This is a genomic window from Pseudomonas sp. B21-036 (assembly GCF_024748925.1).
Taxonomy (GTDB): domain Bacteria; phylum Pseudomonadota; class Gammaproteobacteria; order Pseudomonadales; family Pseudomonadaceae; genus Aquipseudomonas; species Aquipseudomonas palmensis.
This window is the reverse complement of the sequence record NZ_CP087178.1, coordinates 4,761,200-4,778,779: the sequence shown is the minus strand read 5'-3', so window position 1 is coordinate 4,778,779 and position 17,580 is coordinate 4,761,200. Positions and strand designations below refer to the sequence as shown.

At 64.8% G+C, this 17,580-nt stretch carries 18 protein-coding genes; 14 read left to right on the top strand and 4 right to left on the bottom strand.

Annotation, left to right across the window (positions count from 1 at the left end; all coding sequences use genetic code 11):
* On the bottom strand, window positions 1–279 hold the full coding sequence (gene rpsT / locus LOY33_RS21735) for a 30S ribosomal protein S20 (RefSeq protein WP_043860304.1): 279 nt from the start codon (window positions 277–279) through the stop codon (window positions 1–3).
* Window positions 280–530: 251 nt separating this feature from the next.
* On the opposite strand from rpsT, the gene murJ reads away from it, so the two are divergent.
* The 6 genes from murJ to ispH all read left to right on the top strand — a co-directional run bounded on the left by murJ (window position 531) and on the right by ispH (window position 7,866).
* Entirely contained in the window at window positions 531–2,069 is a 1,539-nt protein-coding gene (gene murJ / locus LOY33_RS21730; protein ID WP_043860305.1) for a murein biosynthesis integral membrane protein MurJ, read from the top strand.
* 118 nt (window positions 2,070–2,187) lie between these two features.
* Window positions 2,188–3,138, top strand: a complete 951-nt coding sequence (gene ribF, locus LOY33_RS21725; RefSeq protein ID WP_196932533.1) for a bifunctional riboflavin kinase/FAD synthetase — start codon at window positions 2,188–2,190, stop codon at window positions 3,136–3,138.
* On the top strand, window positions 3,135–5,966 hold the full coding sequence (gene ileS / locus LOY33_RS21720; protein ID WP_043860307.1) for an isoleucine--tRNA ligase: 2,832 nt from the start codon (window positions 3,135–3,137) through the stop codon (window positions 5,964–5,966). Before ribF ends, ileS begins: the two co-directional genes overlap by 4 nt.
* Window positions 5,959–6,474, top strand: a complete 516-nt coding sequence (gene lspA, locus LOY33_RS21715; RefSeq protein ID WP_258660057.1) for a signal peptidase II — start codon at window positions 5,959–5,961, stop codon at window positions 6,472–6,474. The genes ileS and lspA overlap by 8 nt, the downstream gene beginning before the upstream one ends.
* Complete coding sequence (fkpB, locus tag LOY33_RS21710) at window positions 6,467–6,904, top strand: FKBP-type peptidyl-prolyl cis-trans isomerase (RefSeq protein WP_054914918.1); 438 nt, start codon at window positions 6,467–6,469, stop codon at window positions 6,902–6,904. The genes lspA and fkpB overlap by 8 nt, the downstream gene beginning before the upstream one ends.
* Before the next feature lie 14 nt (window positions 6,905–6,918).
* A complete protein-coding gene (gene ispH / locus LOY33_RS21705; protein WP_043860310.1) occupies window positions 6,919–7,866 on the top strand; it encodes a 4-hydroxy-3-methylbut-2-enyl diphosphate reductase in 948 nt (315 codons plus the stop codon).
* Here ispH and LOY33_RS21700 read toward each other — a convergent pair.
* Complete coding sequence (locus tag LOY33_RS21700; RefSeq protein ID WP_196932535.1) at window positions 7,855–8,361, bottom strand: GspH/FimT family pseudopilin; 507 nt, start codon at window positions 8,359–8,361, stop codon at window positions 7,855–7,857. The two genes, ispH and LOY33_RS21700, sit on opposite strands and share 12 nt — an antisense overlap.
* Before the next feature lie 107 nt (window positions 8,362–8,468).
* Between LOY33_RS21700 and LOY33_RS21695 the strand changes: the two genes are divergently transcribed.
* The 5 genes from LOY33_RS21695 to thiO are packed head-to-tail and all read left to right on the top strand — an operon-like array spanning window position 8,469 to window position 11,575.
* Window positions 8,469–8,816, top strand: a complete 348-nt coding sequence (locus LOY33_RS21695) for a prepilin-type N-terminal cleavage/methylation domain-containing protein (protein WP_088515584.1) — start codon at window positions 8,469–8,471, stop codon at window positions 8,814–8,816.
* Window positions 8,813–9,517 (top strand): PilW family protein, encoded by a 705-nt coding sequence (locus LOY33_RS21690; protein WP_258660049.1) that lies wholly within the window; start codon window positions 8,813–8,815, stop codon window positions 9,515–9,517. The genes LOY33_RS21695 and LOY33_RS21690 overlap by 4 nt, the downstream gene beginning before the upstream one ends.
* Complete coding sequence (locus LOY33_RS21685) at window positions 9,514–10,026, top strand: PilX N-terminal domain-containing pilus assembly protein (RefSeq protein WP_258660048.1); 513 nt, start codon at window positions 9,514–9,516, stop codon at window positions 10,024–10,026. Before LOY33_RS21690 ends, LOY33_RS21685 begins: the two co-directional genes overlap by 4 nt.
* A gap of 11 nt (window positions 10,027–10,037) precedes the next feature.
* A complete protein-coding gene (locus LOY33_RS21680; protein ID WP_054914914.1) occupies window positions 10,038–10,448 on the top strand; it encodes a type IV pilin protein in 411 nt (136 codons plus the stop codon).
* 29 nt (window positions 10,449–10,477) lie between these two features.
* Window positions 10,478–11,575, top strand: a complete 1,098-nt coding sequence (gene thiO, locus LOY33_RS21675; protein WP_258660046.1) for a glycine oxidase ThiO — start codon at window positions 10,478–10,480, stop codon at window positions 11,573–11,575.
* Between the two features lie 40 nt (window positions 11,576–11,615).
* Here the strand turns inward: thiO and LOY33_RS21670 are convergent, their stop codons facing one another.
* The gene (locus LOY33_RS21670; RefSeq protein WP_043860316.1) at window positions 11,616–11,852 is read right to left on the bottom strand and encodes a PP0621 family protein; all 237 of its coding nucleotides are present in this window, start codon (window positions 11,850–11,852) and stop codon (window positions 11,616–11,618) included.
* A 98-nt stretch (window positions 11,853–11,950) separates the two neighbouring features.
* Complete coding sequence (locus tag LOY33_RS21665; protein WP_043860317.1) at window positions 11,951–12,973, bottom strand: outer membrane protein assembly factor BamD; 1,023 nt, start codon at window positions 12,971–12,973, stop codon at window positions 11,951–11,953.
* A gap of 150 nt (window positions 12,974–13,123) precedes the next feature.
* Between LOY33_RS21665 and rluD the strand changes: the two genes are divergently transcribed.
* From rluD to clpB, 3 genes are all read left to right on the top strand, one after another.
* Window positions 13,124–14,086, top strand: a complete 963-nt coding sequence (gene rluD / locus LOY33_RS21660; protein WP_258660043.1) for a 23S rRNA pseudouridine(1911/1915/1917) synthase RluD — start codon at window positions 13,124–13,126, stop codon at window positions 14,084–14,086.
* On the top strand, window positions 14,083–14,823 hold the full coding sequence (gene pgeF / locus LOY33_RS21655; RefSeq protein ID WP_258660041.1) for a peptidoglycan editing factor PgeF: 741 nt from the start codon (window positions 14,083–14,085) through the stop codon (window positions 14,821–14,823). Before rluD ends, pgeF begins: the two co-directional genes overlap by 4 nt.
* 125 nt (window positions 14,824–14,948) lie before the next feature.
* Complete coding sequence (gene clpB, locus LOY33_RS21650) at window positions 14,949–17,513, top strand: ATP-dependent chaperone ClpB (protein ID WP_043860320.1); 2,565 nt, start codon at window positions 14,949–14,951, stop codon at window positions 17,511–17,513.
* Window positions 17,514–17,580 lie beyond the last annotated feature (67 nt).

The window sequence follows — 17,580 nt, the reverse complement described above, 5'->3', positions numbered from 1 at the left end:
TTAGGCAGCTGCAGCAATCTTCAGTGCCTTGATGTGGCCATTCAGACGGCCTTTATGGCGAGCAGCCTTGTTCTTGTGGATGATGCCTTTATCGGCCATGCGGTCGATAACTGGAACAGCCAGGATGTAAGCAGCTTGCGCTTTTTCGGCGTCTTTTGCGTCGATGGCCTTGACTACATTCTTGATGTAGGTGCGAACCATGGAACGCAGGCTGGCGTTGTGGCTGCGACGCTTCTCAGCCTGTTTTGCACGTTTTTTGGCGGAAGGTGAGTTGGCCACCGTCGAGCTCCTCGAAAGACTTGGTAAATAGCAAACAAAATAGGCCGCGAATCATGCCGATGAGTTGATCGGTTGTCAAGGGCGCTTGTTAGGTTCCGCTGAGCGGTCGATTCGCTGGAGGGGATGATTCCCTTCTGGCGCATGACCTGTAAACTCGGGAGTTTTGCTCTGTCTGCTTTGCGCGGCGGAGTATCGCATACTTGGATGCCGTTTAGGCCTCTCCTTCATCCATATGGCATGAAAATCTTTCGATGAATCTCCTCAAGTCCCTGGCTGCAGTCAGTTCCATCACCATGGTGTCGCGCGTGCTGGGCTTTGTCCGCGATACCATCCTGGCGCGCATCTTCGGCGCCGGTGTTGCCACCGACGCCTTTTTCATTGCCTTCAAGCTGCCCAACCTATTGCGGCGAATCTTTGCCGAGGGGGCGTTTTCCCAGGCGTTTGTGCCGATCCTGGCCGAATACAAAAGCCAGCAGGGCGAGGAGGCGACCCGCACCTTCGTGGCCTATGTCGCCGGGCTGCTGACCCTGGTGCTGGCAGTGGTCACGGCGCTGGGGATCCTGGCCGCGCCCTGGGTGGTGTGGGTCACCGCGCCGGGCTTCGTCGACAGCGCCGAGAAGTTCGAGCTGACCACCGACCTGCTGCGTGTGACCTTTCCTTATATATTGCTGATCTCGCTGTCGTCCCTGGCGGGCGCCATCCTCAACACCTGGAACCGCTTCTCGGTACCGGCCTTCGTGCCGACCCTGCTCAACGTCGCGATGATCTTCTTCGCGCTGTTCCTCACCCCGTACTTCGATCCGCCGGTGATGGCCCTGGGCTGGGCGGTACTGGCCGGCGGCCTGTTGCAGCTGCTGTACCAGCTGCCGCACCTCAAAAAGATCGGCATGCTCGTGCTGCCCCGCCTGAACCTGCGCGATACCGGGGTATGGCGCGTGCTCAAGCAGATGCTGCCAGCCATCCTCGGGGTGTCGGTAAGCCAGATCTCGCTGATCATCAACACCATCTTCGCCTCGTTTCTGGTGGCCGGCTCGGTGTCGTGGATGTACTACGCCGACCGCCTGATGGAGCTGCCCTCCGGGGTGCTGGGCGTGGCGCTGGGCACCATCCTGCTGCCGACCCTGGCCAAGACCTACGCCAGCAAGGATCGCCACGAGTATTCGCGCATCCTCGACTGGGGCCTGCGCCTGTGCTTCTTGCTGGTGTTGCCTTGCACCTTTGCCCTGGCAATTTTGTCCGAGCCACTGACGGTGGCCCTGTTCCAGTACGGCAAGTTCACCGCCTTCGATGCCGCCATGACCCAGCGCGCGCTGATCGCCTACTCGGTCGGCCTGCTCGGCATCATTCTGGTCAAGGTGCTCGCCCCTGGCTTCTATGCCCAGCAGAACATCCGTACACCGGTAAAGATCGCCATCTTCACCCTGGTGGCCACGCAACTGCTCAACCTGGTGTTCATCGGCTACCTGCAGCATGCCGGGCTGGCCCTGGCGATCAGTGTCGGCGCCTGCCTCAATGCCGGCCTGCTGTACTGGAAGCTGCGCCAGCAGAACCTGTTCGAGCCGCAGCCGGGCTGGACCGCCTACCTGCTCAAGCTGCTGGTGGCCGTACTGCTGATGGCCGGTGTGCTGGTGGCCGGCATGTGGTACATGCCTGCCTGGGAGCAGGGGCACATGCTCGAGCGGTTCTTGCGCCTGGGCGTACTGATTGGCGCAGGCGTGGTGACCTATTTCGGTTGCCTTTACCTGTTTGGTTTTCGTCCACGGGACTTCGCCCGCAAGGCGCTGCACTGATGGCCGGCGCGGGTCAGGCGTCGGTTTTGTGTTTTAGACGCCCTGGCATCGCGCTGCTGCCTGTCGTCGGCGCCCGGGTGTGGTTATAATCGACCACTTTATGAGCAAGAAGCGCGTTATGCAGCTGGTTCGAGGCCTTCACAACCTTCGCCCCGAGCATCGGGGCTGTGTTGCCACTATCGGCAACTTCGACGGTGTTCACCGCGGTCACCAGGCTATCCTGGCGCGTTTGCGTGAGCGCGCGGTAGCGCTGGGCGTACCCAGCTGCGTGGTGATTTTCGAGCCACAGCCGCGTGAGTACTTTGCACCGGACACCGCGCCCGCGCGCCTGGCCCGCCTGCACGACAAGGTCGCCCTGTTGGCCGCCGAAGGCATCGACCGGGTGCTGTGCCTGGCGTTCAACCAGCGCCTGTGCAAGCTCAGCGCCGCCGAATTCGTCGACACCATCCTGGTCGACGGCCTGGGCGTGCAGCACCTGGAGGTCGGTGACGACTTCCGGTTCGGTTGCGACCGGGTGGGTGACTTCACGTTCCTGCAGCAGGCCGGCCTGCGCCACGGCTTCACCGTGGAAGCGGCGCAAACCGTGGAGCTCGAGGGCCTGCGGGTCAGCAGCACGCAGGTGCGCGAAGCACTGGCGCGTGCCGACTTTGCCGTGGCCGAGCGTCTGCTGGGCCGCCCGTTCCGCATCCGCGGCCGGGTGCTGCATGGGCAGAAGCTGGCGCGCCAGCTGGGTTGGCCCACGGCCAACATACAACTCAAGCGTCATCGCGTACCGCTCACCGGGGTGTACCTGGTCAGCGTCGAACTCGATGGCCAGGTGTGGCCGGGTGTCGCCAACATCGGCGTGCGCCCCAGCGTTGCAGGTGATGGCCGCGCCCACCTGGAAGTGCATCTCCTGGATTTTGCCGGCGATCTGTATGGCCGGCGTCTCACGGTGGAATTCCACCACAAGCTGCGCGATGAGCAGCGATTCGCCTCCCTGGAGGCGCTGAAGTCGGCGATCGATGCGGATATCGCCGCCGCACGTGCCCATTGGCACGGTCAACCGCTAACGAAGAGCCTGAAATGACCGACTATAAAGCCACGCTAAACCTTCCGGACACCGCCTTCCCGATGAAGGCCGGCCTGCCACAGCGCGAACCGCAGATCCTGCAGCGCTGGGACAGCATTGGCCTGTACCAGAAGCTGCGCGAAATTGGCAAGGATCGTCCGAAGTTCGTGCTGCACGACGGCCCGCCCTACGCCAACGGCAAGATCCACATCGGTCACGCGCTCAACAAGATTCTCAAGGACATGATCTCGCGGTCCAAGACCCTGGCCGGCTACGATGCGCCGTACGTGCCGGGTTGGGACTGCCATGGCCTGCCGATCGAGCACAAGGTCGAAGTGACCCACGGCAAGCACCTCACCGCGGACAAGACCCGCGAGCTGTGCCGTGCCTACGCGGCCGAGCAGATCGAAGGGCAGAAGAAGGAATTCATCCGCCTGGGCGTGCTGGGTGACTGGGACAACCCCTACAAGACCATGGACTTCGCCAACGAAGCCGGCGAAATCCGCGCCCTGGCCGAAATGGTCAAGCACGGTTTCGTGTTCAAGGGCCTCAAGCCCGTGAACTGGTGCTTCGATTGCGGTTCGGCCCTGGCCGAAGCCGAGGTCGAATACGCCGATAAGAAGTCCCAGACCATCGACGTGGCCTTCAACGTGGCCGACGAAGCGCGGCTGGCCCAGGCCTTCGGCCTGTCGTCGCTGGCCAAGCCCGCCGCCATCGTGATCTGGACCACCACCCCGTGGACCATCCCCGCCAACCAGGCGCTGAACGTGCACCCCGAGTTCAGCTATGCCCTGGTGGACGTCGGCGACAAGCTGCTGGTGCTGGCCGAAGAGCTGGTCGAAGCCTGCCTCAAGCGCTACTCGCTGGAAGGTTCGGTGATCGCCACCGCGCCGGGCTCTGCACTGGAGCTGATCAACTTCCGTCACCCTCTGTACGATCGCCTGTCGCCGGTCTACCTGGCCGAGTACGTCGAGCTGGGCGCCGGTACCGGCGTGGTCCACTCGGCCCCGGCCTACGGTGAAGACGACTTCGTGACCTGCAAGCGCTACGGCATGGTCAACGACGACATCCTCACCCCGGTGCAGAGCAACGGCGTGTACGTCGACTCGCTGGAATTCTTCGGTGGCCAGTTCATCTGGAAGGCCAACCCGCACATCGTCGACAAGCTCGCCGAAGTCGGCGCGCTGATGTTCACCGACACCATCAGCCACAGCTACATGCACTGCTGGCGCCACAAGACTCCGCTGATCTACCGCGCCACCGCGCAGTGGTTCGTGGGCATGGACAAGCAGCCTGACAGCGGCGAAACCCTGCGCAAGCGCGCCCTCAACGCCATCGAAGAAACCAAGTTCGTGCCGGCCTGGGGCCAGGCGCGCCTGCATTCGATGATCGCCAACCGCCCGGACTGGTGCATCTCGCGTCAGCGCAACTGGGGTGTGCCGATCCCGTTCTTCCTGCACAAGCAGACCGGCGAACTGCACCCGCGCACCGTCGAACTGATGGAGCAGGTGGCCCAGCGCGTCGAGCTCGAGGGCATCGAAGCCTGGTTCAAGATGGACGCCGCCGAACTGCTCGGTGACGAAGCCGGCCAGTACGACAAGATCGCCGACACCCTGGACGTGTGGTTCGACTCCGGTACCACCCACTGGCACGTGCTGCGTGGCTCGCACAACATCGGCCACGAAAGCGGCCCGCGTGCCGACCTGTACCTGGAAGGTTCCGACCAGCACCGCGGCTGGTTCCACTCCTCGCTGCTCACCGGCTGCGCCATCGACGGCCATGCGCCGTACCGCGAGCTGCTGACCCACGGCTTCACCGTGGACGAGAACGGCCGCAAGATGTCCAAGTCGCTGGGCAACACCATCGAGCCGCAGAAGGTCAACGACACCCTGGGTGCCGACATCATGCGCCTGTGGGTATCGGCCACCGACTACTCCGGCGAGATGGCGGTTTCCGACCAGATCCTGCAGCGCAGCGCCGACGCCTACCGGCGCATCCGCAACACCGCGCGCTTCCTGCTCTCCAACCTGTCCGGCTTCGACCCGGCCCGCGACCTGCTGCCGGCCGACGACATGCTGGCGCTGGACCGCTGGGCGGTCGACCGCACCCTGCTGCTGCAGCGCGAGCTGGAAGAGCACTACGGCGAGTACCGTTTCTGGAACGTCTACTCCAAGATCCACAACTTCTGCGTGCAGGAGCTGGGCGGCTTCTACCTCGACATCATCAAGGACCGCCAGTACACCACCGGCGCCAACAGTGTCGCGCGCCGCTCGTGCCAGACCGCGCTGTACCACATCAGCGAAGCGCTGGTGCGCTGGATCGCACCGATCCTGGCGTTCACCGCCGACGAGCTGTGGCAGTACCTGCCGGGCGAGCGCAACGAGTCGGTCATGCTCAACACCTGGTACCAGGGCCTGACCGAGCTGCCAGAAGGCATCGAGCTGGACCGCGCCTACTGGGACCGCGTGATGGCCGTCAAGGCTGCGGTCAACAAGGAGCTGGAGAACCAGCGTGCGGCCAAGGCCATCGGCGGCAACCTGCAAGCCGAAGTCACCCTGTTCGCCGACGAGGCCCTGAGCACCGACCTGAACAAGCTGGGCAACGAACTGCGGTTCGTGCTGATCACCTCGGCAGCCAGCGTGGCGCCGTTCGTCGAAGCCCCGGCCGATGCCGTGGTTACCGAAGTGGCCGGCCTCAAGCTCAAGGTGGTCAAGTCGGGTCACGCCAAGTGCGGCCGTTGCTGGCACTTCCGCGCCGACGTGGGCGTGAACCCGGAGCATCCGGAAATCTGCGGTCGTTGCGTCGACAACATCAGCGGCAAAGGTGAGGTGCGTCACTATGCCTAACCTCAACGTGGGGCGCTTCGGGCGCCTCGCCTGGCTGTGGCTGAGCCTGCTGGTACTGGTCCTGGACCAGGCCAGCAAGCACTACTTCGAAGGTGCGCTGAGCCTGTACCAGCAGATCGTGGTCATCCCCGACTACTTCAGCTGGACTTTGGCCTACAACACCGGTGCGGCCTTCAGCTTCCTGGCCGACAGCTCCGGCTGGCAGCGCTGGCTGTTCGCCCTGATCGCCCTGGTGGTCAGTGCGGTGCTGGTGGTGTGGCTCAAGCGCCTGGGCCGCGACGACACCTGGCTGGCCGTTGCATTGGCTCTGGTGCTGGGCGGTGCGCTGGGCAACCTGTACGACCGCATCGTGCTCGGCCACGTGGTCGACTTCATCCTCGTGCACTGGCAGAACCGCTGGTACTTCCCGGCCTTCAACCTGGCCGACAGCGCCATCAGCGTGGGCGCCGTGATGCTGGCGCTGGATATGTTCAAGAGCAAAAAGTCCGGAGAACCCGTCCATGACTGATACCCGTATCGGCCAGAACACCGAAGTCACCCTGCACTTCGCGCTGCACCTGGAAAACGGTGATACTGTCGACAGCACCTTCGAGAAAGCTCCGGCGGTGTTCAAGGTCGGCGACGGCAACCTGCTGCCGGGCTTCGAAGCCGCGATCTTCGGCTTCAAGGCCGGCGACAAGCGCACCGTCAGCGTGGCACCGGAGAACGCCTTCGGTCAGCCGAACCCGCAGAACGTGCAGATCATTCCCCGCTCGCAGTTCCAGGACATGGAGTTGTCCGAAGGCCTGCTGGTGATTTTCAACGACGCGGCCAACGCCGAGTTGCCCGGCGTGGTGAAGGCGTTCGATGACGCGCAGGTGACCATCGACTTCAACCACCCGCTGGCCGGCAAGACCCTGAACTTCGAGGTGGAAATCCTCGCAGTCAAGGCCCTTTGAGCCAGGAGTCAGCCATGCAGATCAAACTCGCCAACCCACGCGGCTTCTGCGCCGGCGTGGACCGGGCGATCGAAATCGTCAATCGCGCCCTCGAGGTGTTCGGTCCGCCGATCTATGTGCGTCACGAAGTGGTGCACAACAAGTTCGTGGTCGAAGACCTGCGCGCGCGCGGGGCAATCTTCGTCGAAGAGCTCGACCAGGTGCCCAATGACGTCATCGTCATCTTCAGTGCCCACGGTGTTTCCCAGGCCGTGCGCCAGGAAGCGGCGGGGCGCGGCCTCAAGGTCTTCGACGCGACCTGCCCGCTGGTGACCAAGGTGCACATCGAGGTGGCCAAGTACAGTCGCGATGGCAAGGAATGCATCCTGATCGGCCACGAAGGGCACCCCGAGGTCGAAGGCACCATGGGCCAGTACGACGCCAGCAATGGCGGTTCGATCTACCTGGTCGAAGATGAAGAGGATGTCGCCAACCTGCAGGTTCGTGACCCCGAACGCCTGGCCTTCGTGACCCAGACCACCCTGTCGATGGACGACACCAGCCGCGTCATCGATGCGCTGCGCACGCGCTTCCCCAGCATTGGCGGGCCGCGCAAGGACGACATCTGCTACGCCACCCAGAACCGCCAGGATGCGGTCAAGCAACTGGCTGACGAGTGCGACGTGGTACTGGTGGTGGGCAGCCCGAACAGCTCCAACTCCAACCGCCTGCGTGAGCTGGCCGAGCGCATGGCCACCCCGGCCTACCTGATCGACGGTGCAGAAGACATGCAGCGCAGCTGGTTCGACGGTGTCGAGCGTATCGGCATCACCGCCGGCGCCTCCGCCCCCGAAGTGCTGGTGCGTGGCGTGATCGCGCAGTTGCAGGAGTGGGGCGCCACAGGTGCCGACGAGCTCGATGGTCGCGAAGAGAATGTAACGTTCTCGATGCCCAAGGAGCTGCGGGTGCGTTCACTGATCTGACCCGGCAGCCGCGCACAGCGGCTGATCGGTGGCGAGCTGGCGCAGGCTGACCCGCCCGGTGCGTGACAGCACCACTTGATGCAGGCTTCGGGTTCCGGGACTTTCGCACACGTGCAGGGTCCCGGCCTGGAACGCACCGCCCGCCTGCAGCGGTACCCCCAGCCCGCTGAAATGCACCTGCCGCGCCAGCGGCTGATTGCCCACCACCCGAACCTTCCCGCTGGCACGGTACTCGTGCAGCAAGCCTTCATCGTCGGCGCTCATTCGCCATCCCTTGCTCCAGTCGCCCTCCAGGGCCGTCAGGCTGACTCGCTGATTGCGCAGCAGGGCTTCGCTGCGGGCGCTGCGCAAGGCCTGGGCAAGGTTCTGAGCGCTGGCCTCGCGCTGTAGGCTCACGCTCATGGCGCTGTAGGCCGGCAGCCCTAACTGCGTCAGCGCCGCGATCAGCCCCAGCGCATACATCATTTGTATCAGTGTTACGCCCTGTTGCCCCATCGTGCATCCCTCCCTGGAAGTGCTTCTCTGTAGATTCGGTGCCGCTCGGTTGGGCGTTCAGTCGGCCGGGTAGGCAATCACATGGGGAAATTTCGCAGGAGGCGAACATGGCCAGGAGGCTGCAGCAGGGCATGACCCTGATCGAAGTGATGGTGGCGCTGCTGGTGCTGTCACTGGGAGTAATGGCGGCGGCTGCGCTGCAAGGGCGGGCGTTGCACGGCACCGACGGCGCGCTGCGTACCACCCAGGCGCTGTACCTGGCCCAGGCCCTGCTCGAAGGCGCGCGCGCTGCGGGCGGGCTGAGGGCGGGGGAGGCCAGTGCCTTGCAACGCGAGCTGGTGAAGGTGGCCGGCGCGTCCGCGCAGGCACAGGTGCGCCAGGCGGGCAATGGGCTCGCACTCGACCTGCACTGGCAGGGCGGTGGCCTTGCTGTGCAGGGGCAGGTGGGGCCATGAGGCGCGACACCGGTTTCGGCCTGGTCGAGGCGCTGCTGGCGTTGAGCCTGGGCGTGCTGCTGGTGCTGGCCGGCAGCCGTCTGTTCATCGGTGCGCTGCAGGGTTGGCAGGCGCAGGGCGCACTTGCGCAGTTGCAGGAGGATGCGCGCTTCGCCCTGCAGCGCATGGCCCGCGACATCCGCATGGCCGGTGCATTCGGCTGCCTGCGGCGCGAGGCGATCAGCTTTGCCGACCCTGCCATTGCCGCGGCATTTGCCCTGCCGATCAGTGTCAGCCTCGAGCCTGACGGCACCCTGCGCAGCCTGAGCCTGGTTGGCGTGCAGGGTGGGGAGGCCGGTGGCCCGCCCAACTGGACGCTGCTCACCGACTGCCTGAGCACCGCCCAGGTGCAGGCAGGCGAGCGCTTGCCCGGGCCACAACAATTCGCCTTGCCGGTTCGTCAGCAGGTGTACCGCCTGGTGGACGGGCAACTGCTGCTCACCAGTGGTGGCAGCCACGCGGTGCTGATAGAACATGTCAGCCGGCTGCAGATTGACCTGGGCGTGGCGGGCGAGGGCGGTGAGCTGGCCTGGATGACGGCGGTGCCCGACCCTTCGCGCATTCGCAGCATCCGCCTGCGCCTGACCCTGGACGACCCCGCTGAACGGGTGCGCGCGCAAACCTATCAGATGGTCGCCGCCGTACGTAACCGCCTGCCATGAAGCTGCAACGGGGCATGGCGCTGCTGGTGTGCCTGGTGCTGATGCTGCTGTGCGGCCTGCTGGGTGTTTCGGTGCTGCACAGTGCCGCCTTGCAGGCACGCATGGCCGGCAACCTGGTGATGGCATTGCAGGCGTTCGAGGCGGCGGAAGCCACGTTGCGGCTCGCCGAGGCCCGTGTGCTGGCGAGGCTTGAGCCACCGGGCCCGTGCGTGTACTGCCTGCCGCCGCCGGAGGCACCCAGGGTACGCGCCGCCGGTGTGCAGGGCGGGGCGGGGCCAAGCTCCGGGCTGGGCTGGCAGGCGCAAGGGCCTGGCTTCTTCCTGGTACAGAACCTGGGCCGCAGCTCGCGCCCCGCGCGGCTGCCCGACGGCCTTGAGGTGCAGCTGCTTCGGGTGACTGCCGTGGGGCGTCAGCAGCAGGCGCGGGTGGTGCTGGAGAGCGTGCTGGCGCAGCCAGTGGTGTCGGCTGAATGGCCGGCGCAACGTATCTTGTGGCGGCAGATCCACTAGGGGCGCACAACATGCCGCGAACTCATCAGGGCCTGAGCCTGATCGAACTGTTGATTGTCGTCGCCGTGGTCGGCATTCTGGCGGGCATTGCCTACCCCAGCTACCGCGACACGGTGAAAAGAGCCGCGCGCAGCGAGGTCGTGGGGCTGCTGTTCGACAGTGCGCAGCACCTGGAGCGCCACCGCGCCCGCACGGGCCAGTATGCCGATACCGACGCCGTGATCACCCCGTTGCCCCCCGGCACAGGCCATTACAGCCTGCACGCCAGCCGCGAGGCCGAGGGTTTCAGCCTGCTGGCCCGGCGTCACGCTGGCGGGCTGATGGCCGGCGACGCCTGTGGCGACTTCGAGCTCGATCACCAGGGGGTGCGCGGCAACCCCGGTGCCAGCAACGAGGCGGACGGGGGTTGCTGGGGTAACTGACGTCTTTCATACGGGTACTGGACCAATAGATGACCAAGCAAGTAGTGATTGTCGGCGGTGGGGTGATCGGCCTGCTGACTGCGTTCAACCTGGCGGCCGATGTCGAGCAGGTGGTGGTGTGCGACAAGGGCGCGCTCGGCCAGGAGTCTTCCTGGGCCGGGGGCGGGATCGTGTCGCCGTTGTACCCGTGGCGCTACAGCCCGGCGGTTACCGCACTGGCGCATTGGTCGCAGGACTTCTATCCGCAACTGGGCGAGCGTCTGTTCGCCAGCACCGGTGTAGACCCCGAGGTGCATACCACCGGCCTGTACTGGCTGGACCTGGACGATGAAGCCGAGGCGCTGGCCTGGGCGGCCCGCGAGGGGCGCCCGTTGAGTGCAGTGGATGTGGCCCGCGCCTATGCGGCGGTGCCCGTGCTGGGGCCGGGTTTCGACCGGGCCATCTACATGGCGGGTGTGGCGAACGTGCGCAACCCGCGCCTGGTCAAGTCGCTCAAGGCGGCGTTGCAGGCCCTGCCGAACGTGACCCTTCGCGAGCATTGTGAAATCACCGGGTTCAGCCGCGAGGGCGAGCGTATTTGCGGCGTTGAAACCGTCGATGGCCCGATCCGCGCCGACCAGGTGGTGCTTACGGCGGGGGCCTGGAGTGGCGACCTGCTGCGCCCGCTGGGCCTGGAACTGCCGGTGGAGCCGGTGAAAGGGCAGATGATCCTGTTCAAGTGCGCGGAGGATTTCCTGCCGAGCATGGTGCTGGCCAAGGGACGCTACGCGATCCCACGGCGTGACGGGCACATTCTGGTCGGCAGCACACTGGAGCATGCAGGCTATGACAAGACGCCCACCGAAGCGGCGCTGGCGAGCCTGAAGGCCTCGGCCATCGAATTGCTGCCGGCGCTGGCCGATGCCACGCCGGTCGGGCATTGGGCGGGGTTGCGGCCAGGCTCACCGGAAGGTGTGCCGTACATCGGCCAGGTGCCCGGGCATGAAGGCTTGTGGTTGAACTGCGGGCATTACCGCAACGGGCTGGTGCTGGCGCCGGCGTCCTGCCGGTTGTTCGCCGACCTGCTGCTGGGGCGTGCGCCGATCATCGACCCGGCGCCGTACGCGCCGGGGCCGCGCCTGCTGTAACAGCAGGCATGTGGAAGCCGGCCTGGCCGGCGAAGGGCCCTCAGCCCTGGCGGGTATCGTTGGGCCCCTGCTCCAGATGCGCCGGGCTGCAATACCACAGCTGGCCCCGGTGCAAGGCACGGTCGGTGGGCAGGTGCACGCCGCAATGGGCACAGCGCACCATCTTCAGCGGGTCATCGAGGGTAGGGCGAGTATCGGCAGCAGTGCCGGCCTTGAACTTGCGCCACAACCAGAACGCAGCAGCAATCAGGGCAATCCAGAGAATTAGGCGAACCATGGTGTCCAGCTTTGTCGAATGAAGAGCCCCCAGTTTAGGGCCTGGCAACAAAAAAGGGAGGCCATCAGGCCTCCCTTTTTCATTCACCGTATGGCGTGTCAGTCGAATACGCCAAAGGTCATGTAGCTGAACCACGAGCGGTCTTCGTTGTTGCCTTCGGCTTCGTGGTTTTCTTCTTCGATCACGTCGCCATTTTCGTCCTTGGGCAGCAGTTCCTGCGGGATCGCGTCTTTGGCGTCCTGGTACTGCTTCTGCACGTCCTGGTTGGCGCGGGTCTGGCCTGGCGGCAGCGGCGGCGCGCTGGAGATCAGGCCCAGGGTGGCCTTGGACAGCCACGAGCGGTTGTCCGCCTCGTCCTGCTGCGGCACGAACTGGCCGTCTTTCAGGCTCGGGTGATCGGGGTAGTTGAGTTTCAGGGTTTCCAGGCTGGTGGCTGCCAGTTCGTCCAGGTGCAGACGCATGTAGGCTTCGGTCATCACCGCCAGGCCGTCACCGACCGATGGGGTTTCCTGGAAGTTTTCCACCACGTAGCGGCCACGGTTGGCGGCGGCGACATACGCCTGACGGGTCAGGTAGTAGTCGGCCACGTGGATCTCGTAGGAGGCCAGCAGGTTGCGCAGGTAGATCATGCGCTGCTTGGCGTCCGGTGCGTAGCGGCTGTTGGGGAAGCGGCTGGTGAGCTGGGCGAACTCGTTGTACGAGTCACGCGCTGCGCCCGGGTCACGCTTGGTCATGTCCAGCGGCAGGAAGCGCGCCAGCAGGCCGCGGTCCTGGTCGAACGAGGTCAGGCCCTTGAGGTAATAGGCGTAGTCGACGTTCGGATGCTGCGGATGCAGGCGGATAAAGCGCTCGGCAGCCGACTTGGCAGCCTCGGGCTCGGCGTTCTTGTAGTTCGCGTAGATCAGCTCCAGCTGCGCCTGGTCGGCATAGCGGCCGAACGGGTACCGCGACTCCAGGGCCTTGAGCTTGGAGGTGGCGCTGGTATAGCTGTGGTTGTCCAGGTCGGCCTGCGCCTGCTGGTACAGCTCGGTTTCGCTGAGGTTTTCGTCGACGACTTCCTTCGAAGAACAAGCAGCGGTGAGTCCGAGGATGGCGATCAGCAGCAGGTGTTTCACTTGCATGGCGGCTTGCGTCCCTATGACGGCTGCTGTCTTGGGCGAGGCCGTCCTGTTATGATGAGCACCCCGTTGGAACCCTCGGGGCAAAAGACGCCGTATTTAACCACAAGCGTGCAGCTGAAACCAAAGGCTGTGCCTCCGCCTGATTCGAGCATGTCCGAGAAAATTGAACTTCGCGCAGAGGTACCGTCCGAATTGGGCGGGCAACGCCTCGACCAAGTCGCCGCCCAACTGTTTGCCGAGCACTCGCGCTCGCGCCTTTCCGCCTGGATCAAAGAAGGCCTACTGACCGTCGATGGCAACGTCGTGCGTCCGCGCGACATCGTCCATGGCGGCGCCCTGCTGGCGCTTGACGCCGAGCAGGAAGCCCAGGGCGAGTGGGTGGCGCAGGACATCGAACTGGACATCGTCTACGAAGACGAGCACATCCTGGTCATCAACAAGCCGGCCGGGCTTGTGGTGCACCCGGCTGCCGGTCATGCCGACGGCACCCTGCTCAATGCCCTGCTGCACCACGTGCCGGACATCATCAACGTGCCGCGCGCCGGCATCGTGCACCGCCTCGACAAGGACACCACCGGTCTGATGGTGGTGGCCAAGACCATTCAGGCGCAGGCCCAGCTGGTAGCCCAGTTGCAAAGTCGCAGCGTCAGCCGCATCTATGAATGCATCGTGATCGGCGTGGTTACCGCAGGCGGCAAGATCAACGCCCCGATCGGTCGTCACGGCCAGCAGCGCCAGCGCATGGCGGTGATGGAGGGCGGCAAGCAGGCCGTCAGCCACTACCGCGTGCTCGAACGCTTCCGCTCGCACACCCACGTACGGGTCAAGCTGGAAACCGGGCGTACCCACCAGATCCGCGTGCACATGGCCCACGTCAACTTCCCGTTGGTCGGCGACCCGGTGTACGGCGGGCGCTTCCGCATCCCGCCGGCGGCCAGCGTGACCATGGTCGAGGCGCTCAAGACCTTCCCGCGCCAGGCCCTGCACGCACGCTTCCTGGAGCTGGATCACCCGGTGACCGGTGAGCGCATGGGCTGGGAGTCGTCCCTGCCGGACGACTTCGTATGGCTGCTGTCGCTGCTCAAGCAGGACCGCGAGGCCTTCGTCGGATGAGCCCGCTGACGCACCACCTGCTGACCCCCGACTGGCCTGCGCCAGCCTGGGTCAAGGCGTGCGTCACCACCCGGGGCGGCGGCGTGAGCCTGGCGCCCTACGATTCGTTGAACCTGGGCGACCACGTCGGTGACGCCCAGGCCGCAGTGGCCGAAAACCGTCGGCGGCTGACCGCGCAGTTCGGCATCCAGCCCGCCTGGCTCAAGCAGGTGCACGGCATCGACGTGGTCGAGGCCGACCCGGCGCGGGTTGCCGAAGCCGACGCCAGCTGCACCAGCACCCCCGGCGTCGCCTGCACGTCCATGACCGCCGACTGCCTGCCGGTACTGTTCTGCGACCGCGCCGGCACCCGCGTGGGCGCTGCCCATGCCGGCTGGCGCGGGCTGGTGGGCGGTGTGCTGGAGGCCACGCTCGATGCGCTGGGCGTCCCGGCCAGCGAGGTGCTGGTATGGCTGGGCCCGGCCATCGGGCCCCAGGCGTTCGAGGTGGGCGGCGAAGTGCGCGAAGCCTTCATGACCGTTCATCCGGAAAGTGCCAGCGCCTTCGTGGCGGGGGCGCAGCCCGGCAAGTTCATGGCCGACATCTATGCACTGGCGCGCATTCGCCTGGCGGCCCGTGGCATCACTGCCGTGTATGGCGGCGGCCTGTGCACCGTGAGCGACCCACGCTTCTATTCCTACCGTCGCAGCCCCGTTACCGGGCGCTTCGCTTCGCTGATCTGGCTGGCGCCTCGCTGACCTGGATCAAGCCCGCTACGCTTGAATCTTCCACAATCACCCTTATCTATAGGGGTATCTCAGGCAGGTTTTTCTTCATCAGGTGTGTCCATCGCTCCGGCCTGCCCATTAAAGGAAGGTAAGTTATGCGAATAGACCGTTTGACCAGCAAGCTGCAACTGGCGTTATCCGACTCCCAGTCCCTGGCGGTTGGCATGGATCACCCCGCGATCGAGCCTGCGCACCTGTTGCAGGCGCTGATCGACCAGCAGGGTGGTTCGATCAAGCCCCTGTTGATGCAGGTGGGCTTCGATGTCAACAGCCTGCGCAAGGAACTGGGCAAAGAACTCGACCAGTTGCCAAAAATCCAGAACCCTACCGGCGACGTCAACATGTCGCAGGACCTGGCACGCCTGCTCAACCAGGCCGACCGCCTGGCCCAGCAGAAGGGCGACCAGTTCATCTCCAGCGAGCTCGTGCTGCTGGCGGCCATGGACGAGAACAGCAAGCTCGGCAAGTTGCTGCTCGGCCAGGGCGTGAGCAAGAAGGCGCTTGAAAACGCCATCAGCAACCTGCGCGGCGGCGAAGCGGTGAACGACCCCAACGCCGAGGAATCGCGCCAGGCCCTGGACAAGTACACCGTCGACCTGACCAAGCGTGCCGAAGACGGCAAGCTCGACCCGGTGATCGGCCGTGACGACGAGATCCGTCGCACCATCCAGGTGCTGCAACGCCGTACCAAGAACAACCCGGTGCTCATCGGTGAGCCTGGCGTGGGTAAGACTGCCATCGCCGAAGGCCTGGCCCAGCGCATCATCAATGGCGAAGTGCCCGATGGTCTGAAGGGCAAGCGCCTGCTGTCGCTGGACATGGGCGCGCTGATTGCCGGCGCCAAGTTCCGCGGCGAGTTCGAAGAGCGCCTCAAAGGCCTGCTCAACGAGCTGTCCAAGCAGGAAGGCCAGATCATCCTGTTCATCGACGAGCTGCACACCATGGTCGGCGCCGGTAAAGGCGAAGGCTCCATGGATGCCGGCAACATGCTCAAGCCTGCGCTGGCGCGCGGCGAGCTGCACTGCGTCGGTGCCACCACGCTGAACGAGTACCGCCAGTACATCGAGAAGGATGCGGCGCTGGAGCGTCGGTTCCAGAAGGTATTGGTAGAGGAGCCGAGCGAGGAAGACACCATCGCCATCCTGCGTGGCCTCAAGGAGCGTTACGAGGTGCACCACAAGGTGGCGATCACCGACGGCGCGATCATTGCCGCGGCCAAGCTCAGCCATCGCTACATTACCGATCGTCAGTTGCCCGACAAGGCCATTGACCTGATCGACGAGGCGGCCAGCCGCATCCGCATGGAGATCGACTCCAAGCCCGAGGTGCTCGACCGTCTGGAGCGTCGTCTGATTCAACTGAAGGTGGAATCCCAGGCGCTGAAGAAGGAAGACGACGAGGCGGCCCTCAAGCGCCTCGAGAAGCTGACCGAGGAGATCGTGCGGCTGGAGCGTGAGTACTCCGACCTGGAAGAGATCTGGACCTCGGAAAAAGCCGAAGTGCAGGGCTCTGCGCAGATCCAGCAAAAGATCGAGCAGTCCCGTCAGGAGCTGGAAACCGCCCGCCGCAAGGGCGACCTGAGCCGCATGGCCGAGCTGCAGTACGGGGTGATCCCGGACCTTGAGCGCAGCCTGCAGATGGTCGACCAGCACGGCAAGGCCGAAAACCAGCTGCTGCGCAACAAGGTGACCGAGGAAGAGATCGCCGAGGTGGTGTCGAAGTGGACCGGTATCCCGGTATCCAAGATGCTCGAAGGCGAGCGCGAAAAGCTGCTGAAGATGGAAAGCCTGCTGCACCAGCGCGTGATCGGCCAGGAAGAGGCCGTGGTGGCCGTGGCCAACGCGGTGCGTCGTTCGCGGGCCGGGTTGTCCGACCCTAACCGGCCAAGTGGTTCGTTCCTGTTCCTGGGCCCTACCGGTGTGGGTAAAACCGAGCTGTGCAAGGCGCTGGCCGAGTTTCTGTTCGACACCGAAGAGGCCATGGTGCGTATCGACATGTCCGAGTTCATGGAGAAACATTCCGTGGCGCGGCTGATTGGTGCACCGCCAGGCTACGTGGGTTACGAAGAGGGCGGCTACCTGACCGAAGCCGTGCGGCGCAAACCCTATGCGGTAGTGCTGCTGGACGAGGTCGAGAAGGCCCACCCGGACGTGTTCAACGTGTTGCTGCAAGTGCTTGAGGACGGTCGCCTGACCGACAGTCATGGCCGTACCGTGGACTTTCGCAACACGGTGATCGTGATGACCTCCAACCTGGGGTCGGCACAGATCCAGGAACTGGTGGGTGATCGCGAGGCGCAGCGCGCTGCGGTGATGGACGCGGTGGGTTCGCATTTCCGCCCCGAGTTCGTCAACCGTATCGACGAAGTGGTGGTGTTCGAGCCTCTGGGTCGCGACCAGATCGCCGGTATCACCCAGATCCAGCTGTCGCGTCTGCGCAGCCGTCTGGCCGAACGCGAGCTGAGCCTGGAGCTGAGCCCCGAGGCCCTCGACAAGCTGATCGCGGTCGGTTACGACCCGGTGTATGGCGCACGGCCGCTGAAACGGGCGATCCAGCGCTGGATCGAGAACCCGCTGGCGCAACTGATTCTGTCGGGTCAGTTCATGCCCGGCAGCAGCATCACCGCCAAGCTGGAGGGCGAAGAGATCGTCTTTGCCTGAGTTTTCGGCGGGTTACGCTAAGGCCTCGATTTTCGAGGCCTTTTTTCTTTGCATTTTGCTTCGAGTG

What these genes read in the sequence shown, in the direction of transcription:
- thiO (WP_258660046.1), top strand. Translation starts at nt 10,478, where the DNA reads ATGACCAAGCAAGTAGTGATTGTCGGCGGTGGGGTGATCGGCCTGCTG.
- ispH (WP_043860310.1), top strand. Translation starts at nt 6,919, where the DNA reads ATGCAGATCAAACTCGCCAACCCACGCGGCTTCTGCGCCGGCGTGGAC.
- LOY33_RS21670 (WP_043860316.1), bottom strand. Translation starts at nt 11,852, where the DNA reads ATGGTTCGCCTAATTCTCTGGATTGCCCTGATTGCTGCTGCGTTCTGG.
- clpB (WP_043860320.1), top strand. Translation starts at nt 14,949, where the DNA reads ATGCGAATAGACCGTTTGACCAGCAAGCTGCAACTGGCGTTATCCGAC.
- ribF (WP_196932533.1), top strand. Translation starts at nt 2,188, where the DNA reads ATGCAGCTGGTTCGAGGCCTTCACAACCTTCGCCCCGAGCATCGGGGC.
- LOY33_RS21665 (WP_043860317.1), bottom strand. Translation starts at nt 12,973, where the DNA reads ATGCAAGTGAAACACCTGCTGCTGATCGCCATCCTCGGACTCACCGCT.
- LOY33_RS21685 (WP_258660048.1), top strand. Translation starts at nt 9,514, where the DNA reads ATGAAGCTGCAACGGGGCATGGCGCTGCTGGTGTGCCTGGTGCTGATG.
- LOY33_RS21690 (WP_258660049.1), top strand. Translation starts at nt 8,813, where the DNA reads ATGAGGCGCGACACCGGTTTCGGCCTGGTCGAGGCGCTGCTGGCGTTG.
- lspA (WP_258660057.1), top strand. Translation starts at nt 5,959, where the DNA reads ATGCCTAACCTCAACGTGGGGCGCTTCGGGCGCCTCGCCTGGCTGTGG.
- LOY33_RS21695 (WP_088515584.1), top strand. Translation starts at nt 8,469, where the DNA reads ATGGCCAGGAGGCTGCAGCAGGGCATGACCCTGATCGAAGTGATGGTG.
- murJ (WP_043860305.1), top strand. Translation starts at nt 531, where the DNA reads ATGAATCTCCTCAAGTCCCTGGCTGCAGTCAGTTCCATCACCATGGTG.
- rluD (WP_258660043.1), top strand. Translation starts at nt 13,124, where the DNA reads ATGTCCGAGAAAATTGAACTTCGCGCAGAGGTACCGTCCGAATTGGGC.
- fkpB (WP_054914918.1), top strand. Translation starts at nt 6,467, where the DNA reads ATGACTGATACCCGTATCGGCCAGAACACCGAAGTCACCCTGCACTTC.
- LOY33_RS21680 (WP_054914914.1), top strand. Translation starts at nt 10,038, where the DNA reads ATGCCGCGAACTCATCAGGGCCTGAGCCTGATCGAACTGTTGATTGTC.
- LOY33_RS21700 (WP_196932535.1), bottom strand. Translation starts at nt 8,361, where the DNA reads ATGGGGCAACAGGGCGTAACACTGATACAAATGATGTATGCGCTGGGG.
- ileS (WP_043860307.1), top strand. Translation starts at nt 3,135, where the DNA reads ATGACCGACTATAAAGCCACGCTAAACCTTCCGGACACCGCCTTCCCG.
- pgeF (WP_258660041.1), top strand. Translation starts at nt 14,083, where the DNA reads ATGAGCCCGCTGACGCACCACCTGCTGACCCCCGACTGGCCTGCGCCA.